At 35.2% G+C, this 22,177-nt stretch carries 16 protein-coding genes and 1 tRNA gene; 12 read left to right on the top strand and 5 right to left on the bottom strand.

Features of this window, described 5'->3' with window-relative positions:
• Position 1 precedes the first annotated feature (1 nt).
• The gene (locus tag PI23P_RS05270) at positions 2-1,177 is read right to left on the bottom strand and encodes a 2-isopropylmalate synthase (RefSeq protein ID WP_004569718.1); all 1,176 of its coding nucleotides are present in this window, start codon (positions 1,175-1,177) and stop codon (positions 2-4) included.
• Between the two features lie 132 nt (positions 1,178-1,309).
• Here PI23P_RS05270 and PI23P_RS05265 point away from each other — a divergent pair, with 132 nt between their 5' ends.
• The 5 genes from PI23P_RS05265 (at position 1,310) to PI23P_RS05245 (ending at position 9,437) form a co-directional block, all read left to right on the top strand.
• The gene (locus PI23P_RS05265; protein WP_004569717.1) at positions 1,310-2,869 is read left to right on the top strand and encodes a hypothetical protein; all 1,560 of its coding nucleotides are present in this window, start codon (positions 1,310-1,312) and stop codon (positions 2,867-2,869) included.
• A 319-nt stretch (positions 2,870-3,188) separates the two neighbouring features.
• Positions 3,189-5,627 carry a bifunctional aspartate kinase/homoserine dehydrogenase I gene (gene thrA / locus PI23P_RS05260; RefSeq protein WP_004569716.1) on the top strand — a complete coding sequence of 813 codons (2,439 nt, stop codon included), beginning with the start codon at positions 3,189-3,191 and terminating at the stop codon, positions 5,625-5,627.
• A gap of 63 nt (positions 5,628-5,690) precedes the next feature.
• Positions 5,691-6,620 carry a homoserine kinase gene (locus PI23P_RS05255; protein ID WP_004569715.1) on the top strand — a complete coding sequence of 310 codons (930 nt, stop codon included), beginning with the start codon at positions 5,691-5,693 and terminating at the stop codon, positions 6,618-6,620.
• A gap of 120 nt (positions 6,621-6,740) precedes the next feature.
• Positions 6,741-8,024, top strand: coding sequence for a threonine synthase (gene thrC / locus PI23P_RS05250; RefSeq protein ID WP_004569714.1), 1,284 nt, complete (start codon positions 6,741-6,743; stop codon positions 8,022-8,024).
• 96 nt (positions 8,025-8,120) lie between these two features.
• Complete coding sequence (locus PI23P_RS05245; RefSeq protein WP_004569713.1) at positions 8,121-9,437, top strand: sugar MFS transporter; 1,317 nt, start codon at positions 8,121-8,123, stop codon at positions 9,435-9,437.
• Between the two features lie 106 nt (positions 9,438-9,543).
• Here PI23P_RS05245 and PI23P_RS05240 read toward each other — a convergent pair.
• Positions 9,544-9,615, bottom strand: a tRNA-Gln gene (locus PI23P_RS05240).
• A gap of 173 nt (positions 9,616-9,788) precedes the next feature.
• On the opposite strand from PI23P_RS05240, the gene PI23P_RS05235 reads away from it, so the two are divergent.
• A complete protein-coding gene (locus PI23P_RS05235; RefSeq protein WP_004569712.1) occupies positions 9,789-12,905 on the top strand; it encodes a glycosyltransferase family 117 protein in 3,117 nt (1,038 codons plus the stop codon).
• Positions 12,906-12,969: 64 nt separating this feature from the next.
• Entirely contained in the window at positions 12,970-13,593 is a 624-nt protein-coding gene (locus PI23P_RS05230; RefSeq protein WP_004569711.1) for a polysaccharide deacetylase family protein, read from the top strand.
• 176 nt (positions 13,594-13,769) lie between these two features.
• On the opposite strand, the gene PI23P_RS05225 is transcribed toward PI23P_RS05230, so the two are convergent.
• Together PI23P_RS05225 and PI23P_RS05220 are read right to left on the bottom strand one after the other, a co-directional pair.
• Positions 13,770-14,063: a thioredoxin family protein gene (locus PI23P_RS05225; protein ID WP_004569710.1), complete on the bottom strand. Its 294-nt coding sequence runs from the start codon at positions 14,061-14,063 to the stop codon at positions 13,770-13,772.
• Between the two features lie 87 nt (positions 14,064-14,150).
• Positions 14,151-15,374 (bottom strand): metallophosphoesterase, encoded by a 1,224-nt coding sequence (locus tag PI23P_RS05220; RefSeq protein WP_004569709.1) that lies wholly within the window; start codon positions 15,372-15,374, stop codon positions 14,151-14,153.
• 158 nt (positions 15,375-15,532) lie between these two features.
• Here PI23P_RS05220 and polA point away from each other — a divergent pair, with 158 nt between their 5' ends.
• The 5 genes from polA (at position 15,533) to PI23P_RS05190 (ending at position 21,391) form a co-directional block, all read left to right on the top strand.
• Positions 15,533-18,379 (top strand): DNA polymerase I, encoded by a 2,847-nt coding sequence (polA, locus tag PI23P_RS05215; protein WP_026288400.1) that lies wholly within the window; start codon positions 15,533-15,535, stop codon positions 18,377-18,379.
• Between the two features lie 58 nt (positions 18,380-18,437).
• Complete coding sequence (locus tag PI23P_RS05210; protein ID WP_004569707.1) at positions 18,438-18,938, top strand: hypothetical protein; 501 nt, start codon at positions 18,438-18,440, stop codon at positions 18,936-18,938.
• Positions 18,932-19,120: a hypothetical protein gene (locus PI23P_RS05205; RefSeq protein ID WP_004569706.1), complete on the top strand. Its 189-nt coding sequence runs from the start codon at positions 18,932-18,934 to the stop codon at positions 19,118-19,120. Before PI23P_RS05210 ends, PI23P_RS05205 begins: the two co-directional genes overlap by 7 nt.
• Positions 19,121-19,181: 61 nt before the next feature.
• Positions 19,182-20,081, top strand: coding sequence for a poly(ethylene terephthalate) hydrolase family protein (locus PI23P_RS05200; RefSeq protein ID WP_004569705.1), 900 nt, complete (start codon positions 19,182-19,184; stop codon positions 20,079-20,081).
• A 404-nt stretch (positions 20,082-20,485) separates the two neighbouring features.
• On the top strand, positions 20,486-21,391 hold the full coding sequence (locus tag PI23P_RS05190; protein ID WP_004569703.1) for a hypothetical protein: 906 nt from the start codon (positions 20,486-20,488) through the stop codon (positions 21,389-21,391).
• Between the two features lie 21 nt (positions 21,392-21,412).
• Here the strand turns inward: PI23P_RS05190 and PI23P_RS05185 are convergent, their stop codons facing one another.
• The gene (locus PI23P_RS05185) at positions 21,413-21,979 is read right to left on the bottom strand and encodes a hypothetical protein (protein WP_004569702.1); all 567 of its coding nucleotides are present in this window, start codon (positions 21,977-21,979) and stop codon (positions 21,413-21,415) included.
• Positions 21,980-22,177: the final 198 nt, after the last annotated feature.

The raw sequence follows: 22,177 nt of genomic DNA, 5'->3' as shown, positions 1-22,177 counted from the left end.
TTTATGCAACTGCTATTTTAGAAACTTTGTTCACTTTTTTCATAACTTCATGAATCCCTTCGTCTCTTACTTCTTTTTGCTTATCTGCAATAATTAAAAACGCATCATAGGCAATGTCTAATTGAATCTTTGTCAATTCATACCCAATTTTCTTTGCTCTGTATGCCAAAGCAGCTCTTCCACTTCGCGCTGTTAAAACAATAGCACTTTCGGTAACTCCAACATCTTCCGGATCCATAATCTCATAGGTTTCTCTATTTTTTATGACCCCATCCTGATGAATTCCAGAACTGTGAGCAAATGCATTTGCGCCCACAATTGCCTTGTTTGGCTGCACGGGCATCCCCATACTTTCACGCACTAAAATGCTCGTGTCGTATAAAAGTTTTGTGTTGATACTGGTTTCTAAATTTAGATAAGGGTGCTGTTTTAACACCATTACAACTTCCTCTAAGGCTGTATTTCCTGCACGTTCTCCAATTCCGTTTATTGTGCATTCAATTTGACGCGCACCTTGAATCACTCCAGCAATAGAATTTGCAGTGGCCATTCCCAAATCGTTATGACAATGACAAGAAAGTATAACATTTTCGATACCCCTTACATTTTCGCGTAAATACTTTATTTTCGCGCCGTATTCTTCTGGGAGGCAATACCCTGTAGTATCAGGGATGTTAAGAACAGTTGCCCCTGCTTTTATAACTGCTTCACAAACTTTGGCTAAAAAAGCATTGTCTGTTCTTCCAGCATCTTCAGCATAGAACTCCACATCTTCTACAAAAGTCTTTGAAAAAGAAACTGCTTTTACAGCTCTCTCGATCACTTGCTCTCTCGTTGAGTTAAATTTAAATTTTATATGAGAATCGCTTGTTCCAATTCCTGTATGAATCCTAGGAAACTTCGCATATTTTAAGGCTGCTGCAGCAACTTTTATATCGTTCTCTACAGCTCTTGTCAAAGCACAAACACTTGCATTTTTTATAATTTTTGAAATTTCAGAAACGGACGTAAAGTCTCCCGGACTAGATACTGGAAAACCGGCCTCTATCACGTTTACACCTAATAAATCTAGGCGCTCAGCTATTACTAGTTTTTGCGCTGTATCCAACTTACAACCCGGAACTTGCTCTCCATCTCTAAGTGTTGTATCGAAAATTTGTACTTGGTTGTCTTGCATAATTTCTGAAAAGATTGTAATTATTATAAATCAAATATATACCTTGCTTACTTATTCGCATTTACGCTGCAAGATACCATACGATTTCTAAAGCATGTCAACCATATTCAAAAACTTGAACCTCAATATTTTATGAGCAAAATCATTACATCCGCCAGTCAGCAAAATGATGCTCTTTTTGTACTAATTAAGTCCTTAACCAAGTCCGAAAAGCGACAATTCAATCTGTATGTTGGAAGATTGGGAGGAAATATTGACGCTAAATTTTTCTCTTTATTTAAATTTTTAGAAAAGTTAAAAATATATGATGAGAAAGTAATTATTGGAAGTGGTATTGTTTCGAAACAACAACTTTCTAACTTAAAAGCACATTTATACAAACAAATATTAATCAGTCTACGTTTGAATCCTGCCCATAAAAATGTAAGGATTCAAATTAGAGAGCAGCTAGATTTTGCAACCGTTCTCTACCAAAAAGGGTTGTATAAACAAAGTTTAAAACTATTAGAAAAAGCCAAGAATATGGCTTTGGATAATGAAGAAAAAAATATCGCTTATGAAATTGTAGAGCTAGAAAAGGTTATCGAAACGCAGTACATAACTCGAAGTTTAAGCAACAGAGCTGACCAACTTTCTGTGCAAGCAAAAGAGTTAAGTCAGCAAAATGTAATTGCCAGTAAACTCTCTAATTTATCGCTACAGCTATATAGCCACCTCTTACAAAACGGCTATGTAAAAAACGAAAAAGAAGTGGCATTTCTCGAGGTGTATTTTAATAAAAAAATGCCAAAATATGACTATCGGTCTTTAGGCTTTAGAGAAAAGCTGTGGCTTTACAAAGCCAACTTATGGTATAGTTTTCTGATTCAAGATTTTTTATTGAGTTATAAGTATGCAAGAAAATGTGTCGATTTATTCAACAGTTCAAAACTCATCCACTTACATCCTGTCTTTTATTTAAAATCAAAAAACTATCTTCTAGAAGCATCTTTTTTAGTAAAAAAAACATCTACTTTTAAAAAAGAGTTAGCAGCTTTTGAAACGGAAATTGAGAACAAAGAAATTCCGTTAAATACAAATACAGAATTATTGATTTTCATGTACTTATATTCTAACAAATTGCATTTGCATTTTTTAGAGGGTTCTTTTAAAAGTGGAGAATATTTGGTCGCTGTGATTAACGCTAAAATTGAAAAATATCAAAATAGATTAGACAATCATTATGTTGTTTTATTGAATTATAAAATTGCTTGTTTATACTTCGGTATGGGTGAGAACAGAAGCTGTATTGCTTACCTACAGAAAATAATTCGTTCTAAAAATTTAAGCTCTGCAGAAGATTTACAGTGCTTTGCGCGCATCTTAAATTTAATAGCACATTACGAGTGCGGATTAGATTACGACCTAGAACGCCAATTTGTAGATACCTATAAATTCTTGCTTAAAATGGAGAATTTACAGGAAGTTCAAAAGGTTTTCTTAGCCTCTATTAGAGACCTAAGTGATGTATTTCCGCATGAAATTAAAAATGAATTCAAAAAAATTCATGCCAAATTAAAAAAATTCGAAAATCACCCCTACGAGAAAAGAGCCTTCTTGTATTTAGATATTTTATCATGGTTAGAAAGTAAAATTCAAAATAAATCCATCGCTACGATTATTAAGGAAAAAGCAAATCTATCTGCGAAGTAACTTTTAATTTTAAATTTTAAGCTCTTAATTTTATCAAAATCACATTAATGCGGTTATTTTTTAAAATAATTCACATTCCATAATTGCAAATTAAATATAAAGAATACTTTTGCTTTGTGCGTCCAACAATATTCAACATAAAAAACATTCAAACTATTTCTATGGTTCGTATTTCTATGGCTAAGAATACGCGTACTTCTTCTACAACCATTACCCTTTAAGGGTTTTATATATTTATATTAATTTAGGTCATACAACGTTTCGAAACATCTCGAAATAAATTCAACAACAAATAAGTTCCATTAATTACACAGTACCAATGAAAGTATTAAAATTTGGCGGCTCTTCGGTCGCAAACTCAGAAAACATAAAAAAAGTCTTAACTATTGTTGCTCACGCGTCTCAAAAGAATAAAGTGGTCGTTATTGTGTCTGCGTTTGGCAAAACTACCGACAAACTTTTAGCTACCGCGAATAGTGCATTACAAGACATCAGCATTTCAAAATCAATTTTAGAAACCATTAGAGCGCTTCACAACCAAATTATAAATGATTTGGTTGTTGTCCATAAAAAAGAGGTTTCAAAAGAAGTTACTTATTTATTTAATCGCTTGACCTCTATCTGCGAAGGAATTTTTCTACTTCAAGAATTATCTGACAAAACACTTGCCAAAGTATGTAGCTTTGGAGAGCGACTTTCTTCACTTATTATCGCAAATGCGGCAAAAGAATTATTTGACGCTGCACATAAAGAAAGTAGAGATTTGATTCTTACGAATGACGACTATCTAAACGCGCAGGTAAATTTTAAACTTACAAATGAAAACATCGGCTCTTTTTTTCAAGAGAATAAAAATCGTGTTGTAATGTTAGGAGGCTTTATATCTTCTAATATTTCTGGCAATACGACTACCTTAGGAAGAGGAGGTTCTGATTTTTCTGCTTCCATTTATGCCGCGGCCTTAAACGCAGAGGAACTTCAAATATGGACCGACGTGAGTGGAATGTACACTGCAAACCCCAGCGTTGTGAAAGAGGCATATCCAATCTCAGAAATTTCCTACGAAGAAGCAATGGAGCTCTCTCATTTTGGAGCAAAAGTTCTATATCCCCCAACAATACAACCCGCTTTAAGAAAAGAAATTCCAATTCGAATTAAAAATACTTTTAACCCCGAAAGTATTGGAACTCTAATTTGCAAACACCCTAAAAACAAGAATGAAGTAAAAGGAATTTCACACATCGAAAACATTAGCTTAATTACTTTAGAAGGCGGTGGGATGATCGGAATCCCAGGTTTTTCCAAACGACTATTTGAAACATTATCACTGGAAAAAATTAATGTTATTTTTATCACACAAGCGTCTTCTGAGCACTCTATTTGTGTAGGTGTTTATGAAAATGATGCTTCAAAAGCAAAAGAGCTTTTAGATGAAACTTTTAGCACAGCCATCGAAAGAAAAAAAATAAAGCCTATAATTATTGAAAGTGACTTAGCAATTATTGCGGTCGTCGGAGAAAGCATGAAAAACCATCAGGGCTTAAGTGGACAAATGTTTAGTGCATTGGGGAGAAATAATGTAAATATTAGAGCGATCGCTCAAGGTTCCTCAGAAAAAAACATTTCTGCTGTCATCAATAAAAAAAACGCAAAAAAAGCTTTAAATATTTTACATGAGCAGTTTTTTGAAGAAAAAACAAAACAATTAAACCTTTTTATAACAGGTGTTGGAAATGTTGGAGAACGCTTTCTAGCGCAACTACAGCAACAAAACAAATTTTTACTGGAAAATTTAAAATTAAATATACGGGTAATAGGAATTTCAAATTCTCGTAAAATGTATTTTAAGAATACTGGTATCGACCTTAACACCTGGAAAGAAAACTTAGAAAACGGCACGCCAACCAGCTTAGAGCTCTTTCGTGAAAAAGTAAAAAAAGCAAATCAAAGAAATAGTGTTTTTATAGACAATACCGCAAACCAGCAGGTATCTGAAGTCTATGAAAAATACCTTCGTGAAAGTATTTCTATTGTTACCTGTAATAAAATTGCCTGCGCTTCTAGTTTTGAAAATTACAAAAACTTAAAAGCACTTTCCAGAAAATACAACGCATCATTTTTATTTGAAACTAATGTTGGTGCAGGATTGCCGATCATAGACACGCTGAAAAATTTAATTAATTCGGGGGATCGAGTTCATAAAATCCAAGCAGTGTTGTCGGGAAGTTTAAATTTTGTCTTTAATAACTTTAATGAAGACACAAGCTTTCACGATGTGGTGGCAGCAGCTCAAAAAGAGGGCTACACAGAACCAGATCCAAAAATCGACTTGAGTGGTGTTGATGTTGCTCGAAAAATTCTAATTTTAGCGCGCGAAAGTGGGTATAAACTAGAATTAGAAGATATTTCAAACAACTCTTTTTTACCCACAGAGAGCTTGAGTACTTCAAGCAATGCCTCATTTTATGCGGCGTTAACTAAAAATGAAAAACATTTCCAAAACCTCTATAAAGATTCCAACGACCGGGGGAATCGCTTGAAATATGTAGCAGAATTTAGTGATGGAAAGGCAAATGTAGGATTGCAGCACATCGCTTCAACACATCCCTTCTATAATTTAGATGGAAGTGATAATATTGTCTTATTTTTCACGGACAGATATCCTGAAAATCCCTTAATTATAAAAGGTGCTGGCGCAGGTGCAGATGTAACTGCTTCAGGTCTTTTTGCGGATGTCATTAGAATTGCGAATAAATAAGTCTTCAGTTCAAAATAAGCAGTAAAATGTTTGCGAAATACTGAATACAGAACACTAAAATAAATGGATTATTTAAAAATATTTTCCCCTGCAACCGTCGCTAATGTCTCTTGCGGATTCGACTCTCTCGGTTTTGCTGTGGATGCCGTTGGAGATGAGATGACCTTTACAAAAACAGCTGAAAAAGGTGTAAGGATACTGCAGATTACCGGTGCTGAACTCACCTATAATGTTGATGAAAATGCGGCAAGTGCGGTTGTCAAAAAAATGTTAAATGAGGCCAATGCTAATTTCGGAGTGGCGCTTACCATACATAAAGGGTTTTCTCCAGGAAGTGGCTTAGGTAGCTCTGCTGCCAGCGCCGCTGGAGCTGCCTTTGGTGCAAATCAACTTTTAGGAGCTATGTACTCTAAATTAGAACTGACAAAGTTTGCCATGTTTGGAGAGCAAGTTGCTTGCGGTACAGCCATCGCAGACAATGTAGCTGCTGCCATATACGGCGGGTTTGTTTTAGTCCGAAGTTACCAACCATTAGACATTATAAAATTACCCGTCCCTAAGAAATTGAGAGTTGTTGCAATCCATCCTCAAATACAAATAAAAACAAAAGATGCTAGAGCAGTTCTACCAACAAAAATCCCATTAAAAAATGCCGTTATCCAATGGGCGAATCTTGGTGGCTTAGTGAGCGGTTTGTACACGGAAAATTATCAACTAATTAGCAATTCCTTAGTGGATGTAGTTGCAGAACCTGCCCGTAAACGTCTAATCCCATTTTTTGACGCTGTTCAAAATGCCGCTAGAAAAGCAGGTGCCTTAGGTGCTGGAATCAGTGGCTCTGGACCCACCATTTTTGCACTCTGTAAAGGAGATAAAATTGCTGAGGTAGTTCATAAAAGTATTGAAGAATCTTATTCAAATAAAGGAATTGATTTTGAGATGTTTATTTCGAAAGTAAACCAAATAGGAATCAAAATAATAAAAAGCACATAAAAACAGCGCGATACAAATTTAATATAAGACGAAATTCACCGCACAGGAAAGCATATTTGTCTGTGCCAGTGATTTTTTAGGAATAAAAAAAAAGTATTGAGCACCCAAAACTAATATAAAATGAACTACTACAGTCTGCACCACACATCTCCGAATACAACTTTTAAAAATGCTGTTGTACAAGGTCTAGCAAAAGATAGAGGCATCTATTTTCCAGAGAATACAACACCCCTTTCCAAAGATTTTATTGAAAATATTACCGATTATTCAAACCATGAAATTGCATTTGAAGCAATTAAACAATTTGTGGGAGACGAAATTCCCGCTAAAAAATTAAAAGCAATTATTGCAGCAACTGTTTCTTTCGATTTCCCTTTGATAAAAATAGACGATAACATTGCCTCTCTAGAGTTGTTTCATGGTCCCACAATGGCTTTTAAAGATGTTGGAGCAAAGTTTATGGCGCAATGCTTGGAGTACTTTAACAAAGATCATAAAGAAGAGATCACTGTTTTAGTTGCCACTTCTGGAGATACTGGTGGCGCAGTTGCAAACGGTTTCTTAGGAGCAAAGGGAGTTAATGTTGTCATTCTGTATCCTTCAGGAAAAGTAAGTGATGTGCAAGAAAAACAACTAACTACACTGGGCCAGAACATAACCGCCTTAGAAGTAGATGGTGTTTTTGATGACTGCCAAGAAATGGTGAAAACTGCTTTTTTAGATACCGATATTACTAAAAAATTAACGTCTGCAAACTCTATTAATGTTGCGCGCTGGTTGCCACAAATGTTTTATTTTTTCTTTGCCTACAAAGCATTAAAAAAAATAAATAAAGAGCTTGTTTTTTCAGTACCAAGTGGAAATTTTGGAAATATATGTGCCGGAATTATGGCAAAAAAATTAGGCTTACCGATTCAACATTTTATTGCTGCAACCAATATAAATGATACCGTTCCCAATTATCTAATAGACGGCATTTACAATCCCAAACCATCAAAAACAACTATTTCAAACGCGATGGATGTTGGAAACCCGAGCAACTTTATAAGAATTCGAGAATTGTTTAACAATGATCTCGAATTGCTTAAAAACACTTTTTCCTCTTATAGTTTCTCTGATATCGAGACACGAACTACCATGAAAGACATATACTACAATACAGGTTATGTTGCAGAGCCCCACGGAGCTATTGGATATCTAGGTTTAAAGAAATACGGATTGAAAGAAAATGAATATGGTGTTTTTCTAGAAACAGCGCATCCCGTTAAATTTTTAGATGTTGTTGAAGAAACCCTGCCTGTTCAAATTGAAATTCCCGAACAGATTCAGAAAGTAATCAATAATAAAAAAGTGGCGATACCAATTTCTAACTACGAAGGCTTAAAATCGTTTTTATTAAAATAAAGCAACCTCAACCTCTTTTATATTTAGAAATTAAAAACTCTTTTTTTTACGGAATAAACAATGTAGTTTTAGCGGTGTTAAATCAAAACATACAGCATGCAAGAAAAAAAGAATACCACCGCAATAATTATAATTGCAAGTTTATTTTTCATTTTTGGTTTTGTAACTTGGATAAATGGCGCTTTAATTCCATTTATGAAAACAATCAACGAGCTTACCGATGCACAATCGTACTTAGTAGCCTCTGCATCCTACATTTCGTTTGTAGTAATGGCACTACCCGCGTCTTACATTTTAAATAAAATTGGCTACAAAAAAAGCATGTCTTTAGGGCTCATAATTATGGCCGTTGGAGCGTTGATTTTTATTCCCGCAGCCTCTGCAAGAACCTATTGGATTTTCCTAACAGGTATTTTCATTCAAGGAGTTGGAATGACAATTTTACAAACAGCAGCAAATCCATATATTACAATTTTAGGACCTCTTGAGAGTGGTGCAAAACGCATTGCAATCATGGGAATTGCGAATAAAACTGCAGGTGCGTTAGGCGCTCTGATTTTTGGAGCTTTGTTATTATCAGGAATTGACGAAACAAAAGCAAAATTGAGCAGCGCAACAATAGCAGAAAAAAACACCCTGCTAGATGCCATGGCAGACAGCGTTTTTATACCCTACTTAATTATGGCTATCGTGCTTTTTGTACTAGGTGTTTTAATAAGAAAGGCACCTTTGCCACCTGTTGAGGCAGATACAACAGAAGAAATAATACCAGGAACCACTGCAAAAACAAATATTTTCCAATTCCCAAATTTATGGCTGGGTGTTTTAGCATTGTTTGTTTACGTAGGTGCAGAAGTACTTGCTGGAGACACAATTATTGCATACGGAATTTCACTTGGTTTTACAGGAGAAGAGGCGAAGTTTTTTACAACATACACTTTAATGGCAATGGTTGCAACCTATGCCGTTGGAGTCTTTTTAATTCCAAAATATGTACAGCAAAAAACGGCCTTGATTGCAAGTGCTATTTTAGGAATTGTTTTAAGTTGCTGTATTATAAATACCACAGGATTTATTTCTATTATGCTTGTGGCGGCACTTGGCATTGCGAATGCTTTAGTTTGGCCCGCAATTTGGCCACTAACCTTAGAAGGTCTCGGTAGGTTTACAAAAACAGCCTCTGCACTTTTAATAATGGCGATCTCCGGTGGAGCTATTATTCCTCCTTTATATGGCCGGATTGTAGATGCAAACAAGGTACACCTAATTACCAATGGAATAGGGGAAACAGAAGCCTTGGCAGCTGCCTCTACTAGTAGTTATTGGATTTTAATTCCGTGCTATACGCTCATCTTATTTTTTGCTATTTGGGGACATAAAATGAAAAAATGGACTGCTACTATATCTCGATAAAAAAAATAACTGACTTACTTTTAGACAATAAAGAACACACTTTAAACAACACGGTGTGCTACACAATAAAAAATCCTAACAAATTATATTTGTTAGGATTTCTATGTTGGCCTACAAGGACTCGAACCTTGAATGTCGGTACCAAAAACCGGTGTGTTACCAATTACACCATAGGCCAATGCTGCTTAGCGGATGCAAATTTAGTCTATTCTTTCAATTTCACAAACATTTTTTTAGGAATTTTTTATTTAACAAAGTTTTATATCCCTTTACCCCCGTAATTCAAGCCTTTAAGAAGCAATTTATTCATATTTATTGTTAAATTCGCCTGACCAATATTTTGTAGTTCTTATGACAATAGCAAACTTTAAAAAATGGAATATCATCTTAGGGTGGATTACATTTATACTAGCACTAATCACATATTCATTAACAATTGAGCCTACCGTTAGTGCTTGGGATGTTGGAGAGTATATCGCAACCTCTGTAAAACTTGAAGTTGGTCATCCGCCAGGTGCACCCTTGTTCCAGATGCTAGGTGCATTCTTTGCGATGTTTTCTTCTGAGAGTTCAGAAATTGCTAAAATGGTAAATTTCATGTCGGCCTTGGCAAGTGCATTTACCATATTATTTATGTTTTGGACCATTACCAACTTATCCGAAAAATTAGCCTTAAAAGCAGGTAAAATTACTTCAGGTAGCTACGTTGCTATTTTAGGAAGCAGTATTGTTGGTTCTTTAGCGTATACATTTTCAGACAGCTTTTGGTTTAGTGCAGTCGAAGGGGAAGTATATGCAATGTCTTCTTTTTTAATGGCTCTTTTATTTTGGTTGGGGCTAAAGTGGGAAAGTGAACTGCAAACTCCAAGAGGAAATAAATGGTTGGTATTAATCAGTTTTATAGTTGGCTTGTCTTTTGGTGTTCACATTTTATCGCTGTTGGTAATTCCGGCAATTGTGTTGTTATACTTCTTTAAAACCTATAAGAATATCAATTTAAAAACAACCGCTATTGCAACAATCCTATCAGTATTGGTCTTGGCTTTTGTCTTCAAGTTCTTGTTTCCGTTCACACTAAAGTTTTTTAGTAGCGCTGAGCTCTTTTTTATAAACACGATTGGAATGCCCTACAATTCAGGAAGCATTATTGCTGCCCTAATTTTAATTGCCCTTTTCTTTTTCGGTCTGAAGTACACCCGAAAAAACGAAAAAGTACACGCCAATACTTTAATTTTATCTGTACTTTTTATTATGATTGGTTTTTCTTCTTGGATGATGCTTCCAATAAGAGCAAATGCAAATACGACAATTAATGAAAACAATCCTTCTAGTGCCCGCGAACTACTAGCGTATTATGAACGTGAACAATACGGTGATGCCAATGTTTTTTATGATACCTATTACTCCAATAGCTTTGAACGAACGCAGGACACAAAAAAACCATTCAAAGACGACAAACCGAAGTATGAAAAGAAAAATGGAAAATATATTATTGTAAATAAATACAAAAATATAATACCAAATTATGCAGATACGCACAAGGGTTTCATCCCCCGAATGGTGAACCCTGCAGCGGAAGAAATGTACAAAAGTATCGCTGGAATTCCAGCAAACAGCAAAAGAAGACCCACTTTTGGAGAAAACCTAAAATTCATGTTTAGCTATCAATTTGGATATATGTACGGTCGCTATTTTATGTGGAATTTTGCAGGAAGACAAAACGATGCTCAAGGGAGATTAGACCTATTTAATGGAAATTGGATTAGTGGCATTGATGCAATAGATGAAGTAAGACTGGGTTCTCAGAAACAACTTCCCTCACAGGCTTTAGAAAACAAAGGACGGAATAGATACTACTTTTTACCGCTAATACTAGGACTTATCGGTGTGTTTTTTCAGCTGAAATGGGATAAGAAAAACTTCTTCACTCTCTTTTTATTCTTTGCGTTTACCGGATTTGCTATTATCTTTTATACCAATCCAAAACCTTTTGAGCCAAGAGAGCGCGATTACGCTGTTGTTGGTAGTTTTTATATTTTTGCCATTTGGATTGGTTTTGGAGTCTTGGCACTTTACGAATATTTAAAGAACGTTGCCAATAAGAAAGCCGTTGCTTTCGCGGTTTCTATCATTTCGCTGCTAGCAGTTCCGACACTAATGGCCTCAGAGAACTGGGATGACCACGACAGATCTAATCGCTACACCACACGCCTAAATGCACAAGCATACCTAGAAAGCTGTGATGAAAATGCCATTATGTTTACCATCGGTGACAACGATACTTTTCCCTTATGGTACATGCAAGAAGTAGAAGGCATTAGAACCGATTTAAAACTCGTAAACACCAGTTTATTTGCAACCGATTGGTACATCGATCAAATGAAACGGGCCACCTATAAATCACCTCCAATCCCATCACAACTTACACATAATCAATATAAATATGGAAGTTTAGACATTGCTTATCACATAGAACATCCAAGATTTAAAGACTCTATTATCGGAATTAAGGACTTAATGCGTTGGATTTCCTCGGATAGTGATGCCACCTATTATATCGATGAAGAGAATGACATTAAAGAAAAGTTTTACCCTACAAATCGAATTCGAATTCCTGTAAACAAGGCGAATGTTTTAAAAAATGGTCTTGTTGCTCAAAAAGATGCCGATAAAATTTTAGATTTTATAGACATTACCATCGATGATAGGGGGATTACTAAAAATCGTATTTTAATGCTTGATATTTTAGCAAATAACGACTGGGAACGTCCGATTTACTTTACTGGTGGTGCAAACGCAGATGAAGAATATATTTGGTTGAAAGATTATTTACAGTTAGATGGATTGGCTTTTAAATTAGTGCCCATAAAAACAGCCACAAACTACGTGGATAGTACTGGGCAAAATCGTGAAATAAGTTTATTTAATATTGGCAGAATCGATACTGAAAAGATGTACACCAACATTCAAAAATTAGAATGGAAAAACATAAATAATGGTGAAATATACTTAGATGAACAAACGAAAAGAAATGCGATTTCTTTAAGAAACAGTTTAATGCGTCTATCTGATGCTTTCGCAAAAGAAGGCAACACTGCAAAAGCAGTGACTGTATTAGATCTGTCTTTAAACAAGCTACCAATAGAAGATTTTGACCATTATAGCCTGTCCCTAGGATATCCTGAAATGTATTTTAAATTAGGTGAACAGGAAAAAGCAAAACAGGTTACAAACACTTTAGTGCGGCTCATTACCGAGCAACTAACCTGGTTAAGCACTTTTGACAAGAAAGACAGTGCTCTTATTTTTGATGAAATTGATCGATCCTTGTATATGTTTAAAAACTTAATTGATCAAGTTGAAAGCGGAAGTACTGAAAAAGATTTTGTTTCTAAAATCCAAAAAGACTTTATGAACACCGTAAATCTTTTTGAGTATTTAATGCCAGATGGAGAAAATGCAGATTAATATATTTAAATTTTATACCTAAAAAATATTGAACTTTTACCTCCCTAAAACGCCAAATGTAATAATGAGACTTCTCTCTCGCTATGTTTGGCGTTTTTCTTCCAGTAAAAAAGAAATCTACCTCACCTTTGACGACGGACCTACTGAAGAGATTACCGATTTTGTATTGAAAGAACTTCATAAATACGATGCAAAAGCAACTTTTTTTTGTTTGGGAAAAAACATACAAGCGCATCCCGAAATTTTTAAAAAAATAAAAAACAATGGTCATCGTGTTGGAAATCACACACAACAGCACCTGAATGGCTGGAAGACCAATAAAGAGGACTATCTTGAAAACATCCTGAAGTGTGAGCAGATTATAGATACTTCAGAGGGGCATCACAAAACAGGATCCACGCGTCAAGAACAAAAATTGTTTCGACCTCCTTATGGAAAAATAAAGAAAAGTCAGACCACAGCACTTCTTAAAAAGGACTATAAAATAGTGCTATGGGATGTACTTTCTGCTGACTTTGACAAAAATATCTCCAAAGAAAAATGCTTAAAAAATGTTTTGGAAAATGTTCAAAACGGTAGTATTGTTGTTTTCCACGATAGTATAAAGGCACGTGCAAAAGTACAATTTACCTTGCCTATTGTACTTGCAGAATTGACTTCTCAAGGGTATATTTTTAAAGCTATTTAATGCTGGAAGACACCCTGATTTGCAAAAGAATGTACTTAAAGTAACCGTAAGCTTTAGAGTACCCATCTTTTGAACATAACAAAAGATACTTTTTCTAGGCAACTCTAATCTTTTAACACTACGGCAGTCGTTAAAAACGATGTAAAAGCTTGGTAGCTGACAGCACCTTAATAAAACTAAACGTATTGTTGCACTAAACCAATTAGCGTATTGGCATCTTGAAACCCCGTTTGACGCCATTTCATTTCACCATTTTTATAGATCATAAAGGTCGGATTTCCTTTCACCCGCAATGCATCTGCCAGTATTTTATTTTTACTAATGTCTATCTTAATTACCTTTGCACTATCTCCTAGAGTAGCCACTACGCTTCTCAATATCTCTAATGTGTTTTCAGCATCATTAGCATCTGTATAAAAGTCGATTAATACAGGTCTTTCAACATTAATTAACTCACCAAATTTCGCCATATTGTAAATGTTTAAAGGAGGTAAAACGTAAAACCGTTGTTTCTTTAGATATAAAGATAATGCAAAAGCATCTAAATGTTTTGATTATCAGCCTTTTTTAAGCTCTATGACAGTAATTTCTGGCCAAATACCCACACGTCCTGGAAATGCATGGTAACCAAAACCACGATTTACATTTATAAAACGCCCCCCTTCTTCGTACAATCCTGCCCATTGCTTATACACATATTGAGAAGGACTCCATTTGAACCAACCCGGAATTTCAATACCCATTTGCAAGCCATGTGTATGTCCACTTAAAGTGAGCTGATAATTTAAAGGATCCTTTTTCACCTTCTCTTCCCAGTGACTGGGATCGTGAGACATTAAAATTTTAAAATCTTCTTTGTGAATTCCAGCAGCAGCGCGTTGCAAATCTCCTGCTTGATTGAATCCTTTTCCCCAATTCTCCACTCCAAGAAGTGCTATTTTTTGCCCATCTCTCTCTAAATATCGATGTTCGTCAAGTAAGAGATCAAAACCTATTTTTTCGTGAATATCTTTTACTTTTTGAAAGTTGTCTATTTTGTCCTGTGGATTTTCCCAATCCATATAATCGCCATAATCATGGTTCCCTAGAATTGAATATTTACCTTCTTTTGCTGATAATTTATCAAAAACATCCATCCAATTATCCATCTCATCTGCTTTATTATTTACAATATCCCCAGTAAATAAAAGCATATCAGAATTTTGTTGGTTGATTAAGTCTACGCCATATTGAATTTTTTCTTTGTTGGTAAAACTCCCAGAGTGAATGTCTGAAATCTGTGTAATGGTGAACCCATCAAAAGCAGCGGGTAAATCTTTAAAAGTCAATTGATATTTTAGTACTTTATAGTTGTATTTCCCTTGAACAATTCCGTAAATAAAAGAAACAAAAGGGATTGCTGCCAAACCCAATGCTATTTGGGAAATAAATTTTCTTCTACCTGCCAAAGATTCTGTTTCACCGGAAGAAATTGCGGAAATTAATTTTAAAACCCCACGATACAGATCTTCACCGAAAAGAACAAATATGACCACTAATTTTGGAATTGATGCAGTCAGTAGCAATCCCATGGCCATCTGAAACTCTGGAGTCTGTCCATTGCTCCTATCATATGTAATAAGTACAATAAAAGAATAAATATAAATTCCAATGCTCGCCGTTAAAAAAAAGAAACGAAGTAATTTGTTTTTAGAAACCGTTTTAACTGCTTGAAATGTATAAATTTCAACTACAATTATTAAAATAGTAAGAATAAGAAGTGGAAGCAACCAACGAGACATAGAAGATGTTTAAAAATTTTTGTCAAAGATAACAGTTATAATACCGAATGAATTTTAATAGGATGTTAAAGTTTTGTAGCTTTACTGCAGGTACTTTGGATACAATTAATTGGACGCTACTTAAAAAAAATCATCCACAAATAGGTTACAAAACGAATATGTCAGATCAAAAAAGAGTTTTTTTAGTAGATGCTTTTGCATTAATTTTTAGAGGATATTATGCATTTATCAAGAATCCACAAATTAATTCTAAAGGATTAGATACCTCTGCTATTATGGGTTTTATGAATTCTCTTTTAGATGTAATCAAACGAGAAAAGCCCGATCACTTAGCCGTCTGCTTTGACAAGGGCGGAAGTGTGGATCGTGTGGAAATGTTTGAAGCGTATAAAGCAAACAGAGACGAAACGCCAGAAGCGATTAAAATTGCAGTGCCTTACATCCAAGAAATTCTAAAAGCAATGCACATCCCTATTATGGTAAAGGCAGGTTTTGAGGCAGATGACGTTATTGGAACCCTTTCTAAACAGGCAGAAAAAGAAGGCTATAAAACTTTTATGGTAACCCCAGACAAAGATTTTGCACAGCTAGTTTCTGATAATATTTTTATGTACAAACCGCGTTTTGGAGGTGGGTACGATATTTGGGGCGTTCCCGAAGTACAAGAAAAATTTGGTGTTACTGATCCCTTACAAGTGATTGATTTCTTGGGAATGATGGGCGATTCTGCCGATAATATTCCTGGTTTACCAGGGGTTGGTGAAAAAACTGCAAAAAAGTTTTTAACTACTTATGGCACGATGGAAAACCTCTTAGCAAACACACATGAACTCAAAGGAAAGATGAGAGAGAAAGTAGAAGCGGCGAAAGATTTAGGCCTACTCTCTAAAAAATTAGCTACCATCATGTTAGATGTCCCCGTTACTTTTAATGCCAAAGATTTTGAACTTGACCAACCAGACATGCCAAAAGTTACTGAACTTTTTAACGAATTAGAGTTCAGAAACTTATTGAAAAATTTCACAAAAACATTCGCCATTGATACTGCAGAAGAAACAGGTGCCTCTAAAAATGGTTCAGAAGAAAAAATAAAAGCAACTCCAAAAAAGGAAACTCTTATCCCTGAGGGCCAATTCGATTTATTTGCAGCTCCCGGAACCGGAAGTGTTTCTGAAGAAGAGATTGCCTCTGGTTTTAAAACCATTTCAACCACAAATCATTTTTACCAACATATAGATTCTCCTTTCGCAAGAACCTTATTACTTCGAAATTTAATGAAACAAACTGCGGTTTGTTTTGACACTGAAACTACCGGTTTAAAAGCCCTAGAAGTTGAGTTAATTGGCATTGCTTTTTCCTATGAAACCGGAAAGGGGTATTATGTGTCTTTTCCTGAAGACCAAGCAGAAACTCAACGTATATTAGAAGATTTTAGACCCTTTTTCGAGTCGGAAATTGAAAAAATTGGACACAACTTAAAATATGATATCAAAGTACTGTCTACCTATAAGATGCCTGTAAAAGGTAAATTATTTGATACGATGATTGCGCATTATTTAATCAATCCAGACATGCGGCACAACATGGATGTCTTGGCGGAGACCTATTTAAATTACCAACCTATCTCCATTGCGGAGCTTATCGGGAAAAAAGGAAAGAACCAGCTTTCTATGCGCAGTGTGCCTCTAAAAGAGCAAACGGAATATGCTGTAGAAGATGCAGACATCACCTTTCAACTGAAACAGCTTTTTACCGGAGAATTAGAAAACGGAAATGTTACGAAACTCTTCAATGATATTGAATTGCCTTTGGTCTCTGTTTTAACAGCTATGGAAATTGAAGGGATCAATGTCAATACAGACTTCTTAAAAGAACTTTCTGTTGCCTTAACTGCAGATATCGACCGCTTAGAAAAAAGCATTTATGAGCAAGCAGGTGAAGAATTTAACATCGCCTCTCCGAAACAATTAGGAATTGTTTTGTTTGAAAAAATGGAATTGGTAAAAAAACCTAAAAAAACGAAGACCGGTCAATATGCTACAGGTGAAGACATTTTATCTTACTTGGCAAAAGAGCATGATATTATTAAAGACATTCAAGAATATAGGCAGTATAAAAAACTACAAAGCACCTATGTAGATGCCTTGCCAAATGAAGTAAATCCAAAAACAGGAAGAATTCACACGCAATACATGCAGGCTGTTGCGGCTACAGGTCGTTTGAGTTCTAACAATCCTAATTTACAAAATATCCCCATTAGAACAGCACGCGGAAGAGAAGTTCGAAAAGCATTTGTCCCAAGAGATGAAAATCATGTGTTGTTAGCCGCAGATTATTCTCAAATAGAATTGCGAATTATTGCTGCTTTAAGTGAAGAAGAAAACATGATAAATGCGTTTAAAAACGGAGAAGACATACACGCGTCCACCGCTGCTAAAGTTTTTAATGTTCCTCTAAACGAAGTTACACGCGATCAACGTAGCAACGCAAAAACAGTGAATTTCGGAATTGTCTATGGAGTCTCTGCCTTCGGATTGAGCAATCAAACGGATCTATCAAGAAGCGAAGCCAAAGAACTAATTGACACGTATTACGAAACGTATCCAAAGTTGAAAGCATACATGTCTGCACAGGTAGATTTTGCCAGAGAGCACGGTTATGTCGAAACCGTGTTAAACAGACGTCGCTATTTGAAAGACATCAACTCTAGAAACGCAGTGGTGAGGAACGGTGCTGAAAGAAATGCGGTAAATGCGCCCATTCAAGGTTCAGCTGCAGATATTATAAAGTTGGCAATGATCAACATTCAAAAGCGTTTTGAAAAAGAAGGTTTTCGGTCGAGAATGTTATTACAAGTCCATGACGAATTGGTTTTTGACACCCACAAAGATGAATTAGAAATTATTAAGCCAATTATAAAATACGAAATGGAACATGCTTTTAAAATGAGTGTACCATTAGATGTTGAAGTTGGTATTGGAGAGAATTGGTTGGAAGCGCATTAAAATAAAAATTTCCCAATCTTTTTATTGACTAAATTTGATCTTTGTACCGCTAAAAAACATGGATACCATTCGTTTTATTTTTGTGGCAATACTGTCCACAACTAGCGTAACTGCTCAATACTGCTCGCAGGCAGGTAGATATAATACTGCTGAATTTTTCTCTAAAACTAAAACTGACTCTTTAAAAAATAGCAGGTATGGGACTGCAATGGGCGTCCGTGGTACACCCCAAGAGCTATTCATAGATCTTTTCTTTCGAAAGAGCACTGCACGATCAATTACCGCATTAATGACAGCCTATGGAAGTCAGGAAAAGTGGAATAAATTTATTCCAACGCTAGGAGCAAAACTCGAACTTTTGGATGCGTCAGGAAACTCTTTTACTCATACTTTTTCAATTACAGCCCTTTTTAACAATTGGGGAGCTGTTTCTCTTATCGCGATAAAACCAGAAGAACTACTTCCAATGATTTCTTTTCATGGCGAACTTGACAAGATCCTGTCGATTGACATCAGTCCATATACTGACTTTAATTCTAAAAAATTTACAACATGTTAAATGAACAGCACATTTGCAACGATTTCACCATTGATCCAAAAGGAGATCGTGCCGTTTCTGGCAACAAAAAAGGCGCTATTTTGAGAGTGAACCGAGCAGCATGTTTCTTTAAAAGTTTGTTTTTCGGCACCTACTCCAACTTCCTTTCAAAAATCATGGTTTCTGCCAATTGCTCCGATTAACAGCCGCTAAAAATTCTGCAAATACCTCCACAACCAATAAACACCACTAATCAAAATAAACATGAAAATTCCATTTATACTTTTGCTATCTCTTTTCATTCACGCAACTGCCTCTTTTAGCCAATGTGAATCTCTTACAATTGAAAACATCAGCAATTACACACCATTGACATTCGGTTCCTTAAAAGAATCTGATGGACTTCGAAATGGACCAGATTATGCCGGTGCTACCTTATATTTTCCTTTGAATGCAAATAGCCTTTTGAAAAGCATTGTTTTAGTTCCTGGTTACAGAGCTACTCAAACATCCATTGAAGGCTGGGCAAAATATTTAGCTTCACGCGGATTTTTATGCATGACAATTGGTACAAATTCTATCTATGACCTCCCAAAAGTAAGAGCCAATGCGTTAATCGATGCAATGGTTACATTGCGACAAGAGAATCAAAGAATAGCTTCTCCTTTATACCAAAAAATTGACACCAATAGCATTGCGGTTGGTGGGTGGTCAATGGGTGGTGGCGGCGCTCAATTAGCTGCTCAAATAAATCCTACAATAAAAGCAGTGCTCGCAATCGCCCCCTGGTTGTTGGAAAGCACCTTGACTACTTCAAGCCTAGACCATAAAGTACCTGTACTCATTATTAGTGGCCAATTAGACGAGGTGGCTCCTACAAATAAGCATGCAGATGTACATTATAATTATACCCCAACCACTACCAGTAAATTACTTCTTGAAATTGCTGGAGGCAACCACGCTACTCCTTTAAATCCGTTAACAGGAAACGAAGATATTGGGAATATTGCGATTGCATGGCTACAGCTGTTCTTAGAAGACAGCACTTGCTATTGCAAGATGCTAAAGGTTCAAACCTTAATTCAAAATTCAACTACCTCTAAATATATAACAAACCTACACTGCTCAACGCCATCAAAAGAGAAATTAAAAACACGCCCTTAAAAGTTTAAATATTTCTAAGTCTTTAGAGAGTAACGTCCAGACTTTACGCTAAAAAATAATTGCATTCTCTTCTTTACAATGTATTTAGATGAAAAATCATAAGATGCTGAAAGAATAAAATGGTACATGATCCTTCAAAAACCGAACTTTTATAGCAAAGAAACTTGCAGATATCCCTTTAGAAAATAGCATCAAAATAACTCGATAAAAATTTAAACTACCAAATGCAGCGAAGTGCATTTTTAAGACTAAAAAAATATCTTTTAAAAAAAACACAATTGCCCCCAAAAAAGTTTAACAAATTGAAAATTCATGTAATTTAATTATCTTTACACTTGCATAAGTGTACTTGTGTTGTTTACTTCAAAAATAATTAATGAACAGGTTGTTTAAAAATTAGGGATATGATTAAAATAAAGAACATAGTACCATTTATCTTCGAAAAACTGCTCTCTGACAAAACGCGAGGAAAAGCGGAGAATATCATTCTTAAATTAGCAATCCTTAGTTTTTTTATTCATTTAGCTATTATTTACTTTTTAAAATTAGACTTTGTAGATTTCCCTTCAAATTCTGAACTGCTTAAAAATCCAATATCAGCAGCATACACGCCCTTTTCTTTTATCCTTGTGTATGAGGTATACTTATTGATTTACTATTTACCAAAATCTTTTACAACCTACATTACCAAACAATACGAAATTATAACACTAATTATTATCCGTAAATTATTTAAAGATTTGTCAGCATTAGAACTGACTGCAGATTGGTTTGAAATCAAAGGAGATTTGCAATTTACCTATGATTTAGTGGCTTCTCTCGTACTATTTTATCTCATCTATCTTTTTCAAAAACAAGGAAAACGTAAAGCATCTCAAGAAACCATTACCAAACCCATAATTGAAAAATTTGTTCAAAAGAAAAAGCTAATTGCTATTATATTAGTGCCCTTATTTTTTGTTATTGGACTGTATACTTTTATTGATTGGTCTGCAGGAATCTCCGCACCCTCCACAAAACTACCTTCTTTCGAAAGTATTAACAACCTGTTTTTTGATCAATTTTTTACGGTATTGATTCTCGTCGATGTAATACTTCTTTTAATTTCTTTTTTTTACACTGATCAATTTCATAAAATCATCAGGAACTCAGGATTTGTTATTTCCACGATTCTAATCCGGATGTCATTTGGAGTTAGCGGATTGATTAGCACCGTCTTAATTGTTGCTGCTGTGCTTTTTGGGTTGGCAATAATTACAATTCATAACAAATATGAAATGGACTCGTTTACAGACAAAAAATTAAACTAAAATAAGCTCTTTTTCTTTGGACTATAATGGAGACCTGTAAAGATTTCTATTAAAAAATGAAAATCCAAAACCAAAAGAAACGCTATCCAACCGATTATTTTCAAATCCGACACTTCTTTTCCGATGGAAATCTATTCTAAAAATAGTATTCCATCGTTCTTCGCCAGCCACTTGAATTCCCAATCCAATACCGAAGTAATTTCCATCGGAATAAATAGAGGATGGCGTCCACATTTTACCTACCCTAATTTCAACAAAATGAGTGTTGTCCTCTTTTTCTATAATGTTATATTTTAAACTGCCACATGTAGGGAAAGCCTTGACGTTATAATTCCAATGGAGATCATATCCTGAATTAAAAGCAATCGCTATTTTTCTTTTGAACTCATAACCAAAACCAACTCTAAAAAATAAAGCCGAAGGCACAATTAAAGGACCGCTTTCGTCCTCAGAACCTATTTGATAATTCTCGTTAATTCCGAGGGTGAAATTTGCATCTCCTAAGAAAAAGACGCGCCCTGGCTTTTCTTGTGATATTGAAAATTGAAAAAATAAAATTAAGACTGAAACGAGAAGCTGTCTTTTCATTAGTTGCGTTTGAATAAGTTGCAAGAACAATAACTATTCCATTCTTCCTATTTGCTACTAAAACAGTTTACATTTATATGAAACGTTTTAAGGGATACGTTCCTTGTCAACCCATAAAACGACGCATAAGTCTGAATTTATATTCGGAATTTTAAAAACAATTATTTGCGTAGAAATTATTAATTTTTATGTGTAGTT

The organism is Polaribacter irgensii 23-P (genome assembly GCF_000153225.1).
Taxonomy (GTDB): Bacteria; Bacteroidota; Bacteroidia; order Flavobacteriales; family Flavobacteriaceae; genus Polaribacter; species Polaribacter irgensii.
Note: the sequence above shows the minus strand (reverse complement) of the source record. Positions and strands in the feature narration are given on the sequence as shown.

What these genes read in the sequence shown, in the direction of transcription:
- PI23P_RS05255 (WP_004569715.1), top strand. Translation starts at nt 5,691, where the DNA reads ATGGATTATTTAAAAATATTTTCCCCTGCAACCGTCGCTAATGTCTCT.
- PI23P_RS05245 (WP_004569713.1), top strand. Translation starts at nt 8,121, where the DNA reads ATGCAAGAAAAAAAGAATACCACCGCAATAATTATAATTGCAAGTTTA.
- PI23P_RS05185 (WP_004569702.1), bottom strand. Translation starts at nt 21,979, where the DNA reads ATGAAAAGACAGCTTCTCGTTTCAGTCTTAATTTTATTTTTTCAATTT.
- PI23P_RS05270 (WP_004569718.1), bottom strand. Translation starts at nt 1,177, where the DNA reads ATGCAAGACAACCAAGTACAAATTTTCGATACAACACTTAGAGATGGA.
- PI23P_RS05200 (WP_004569705.1), top strand. Translation starts at nt 19,182, where the DNA reads ATGAAAATTCCATTTATACTTTTGCTATCTCTTTTCATTCACGCAACT.
- PI23P_RS05220 (WP_004569709.1), bottom strand. Translation starts at nt 15,374, where the DNA reads ATGTCTCGTTGGTTGCTTCCACTTCTTATTCTTACTATTTTAATAATT.
- PI23P_RS05235 (WP_004569712.1), top strand. Translation starts at nt 9,789, where the DNA reads ATGACAATAGCAAACTTTAAAAAATGGAATATCATCTTAGGGTGGATT.
- PI23P_RS05265 (WP_004569717.1), top strand. Translation starts at nt 1,310, where the DNA reads ATGAGCAAAATCATTACATCCGCCAGTCAGCAAAATGATGCTCTTTTT.
- PI23P_RS05225 (WP_004569710.1), bottom strand. Translation starts at nt 14,063, where the DNA reads ATGGCGAAATTTGGTGAGTTAATTAATGTTGAAAGACCTGTATTAATC.
- thrA (WP_004569716.1), top strand. Translation starts at nt 3,189, where the DNA reads ATGAAAGTATTAAAATTTGGCGGCTCTTCGGTCGCAAACTCAGAAAAC.
- PI23P_RS05210 (WP_004569707.1), top strand. Translation starts at nt 18,438, where the DNA reads ATGGATACCATTCGTTTTATTTTTGTGGCAATACTGTCCACAACTAGC.
- polA (WP_026288400.1), top strand. Translation starts at nt 15,533, where the DNA reads ATGTCAGATCAAAAAAGAGTTTTTTTAGTAGATGCTTTTGCATTAATT.
- thrC (WP_004569714.1), top strand. Translation starts at nt 6,741, where the DNA reads ATGAACTACTACAGTCTGCACCACACATCTCCGAATACAACTTTTAAA.
- PI23P_RS05205 (WP_004569706.1), top strand. Translation starts at nt 18,932, where the DNA reads ATGTTAAATGAACAGCACATTTGCAACGATTTCACCATTGATCCAAAA.
- PI23P_RS05230 (WP_004569711.1), top strand. Translation starts at nt 12,970, where the DNA reads ATGAGACTTCTCTCTCGCTATGTTTGGCGTTTTTCTTCCAGTAAAAAA.
- PI23P_RS05190 (WP_004569703.1), top strand. Translation starts at nt 20,486, where the DNA reads ATGATTAAAATAAAGAACATAGTACCATTTATCTTCGAAAAACTGCTC.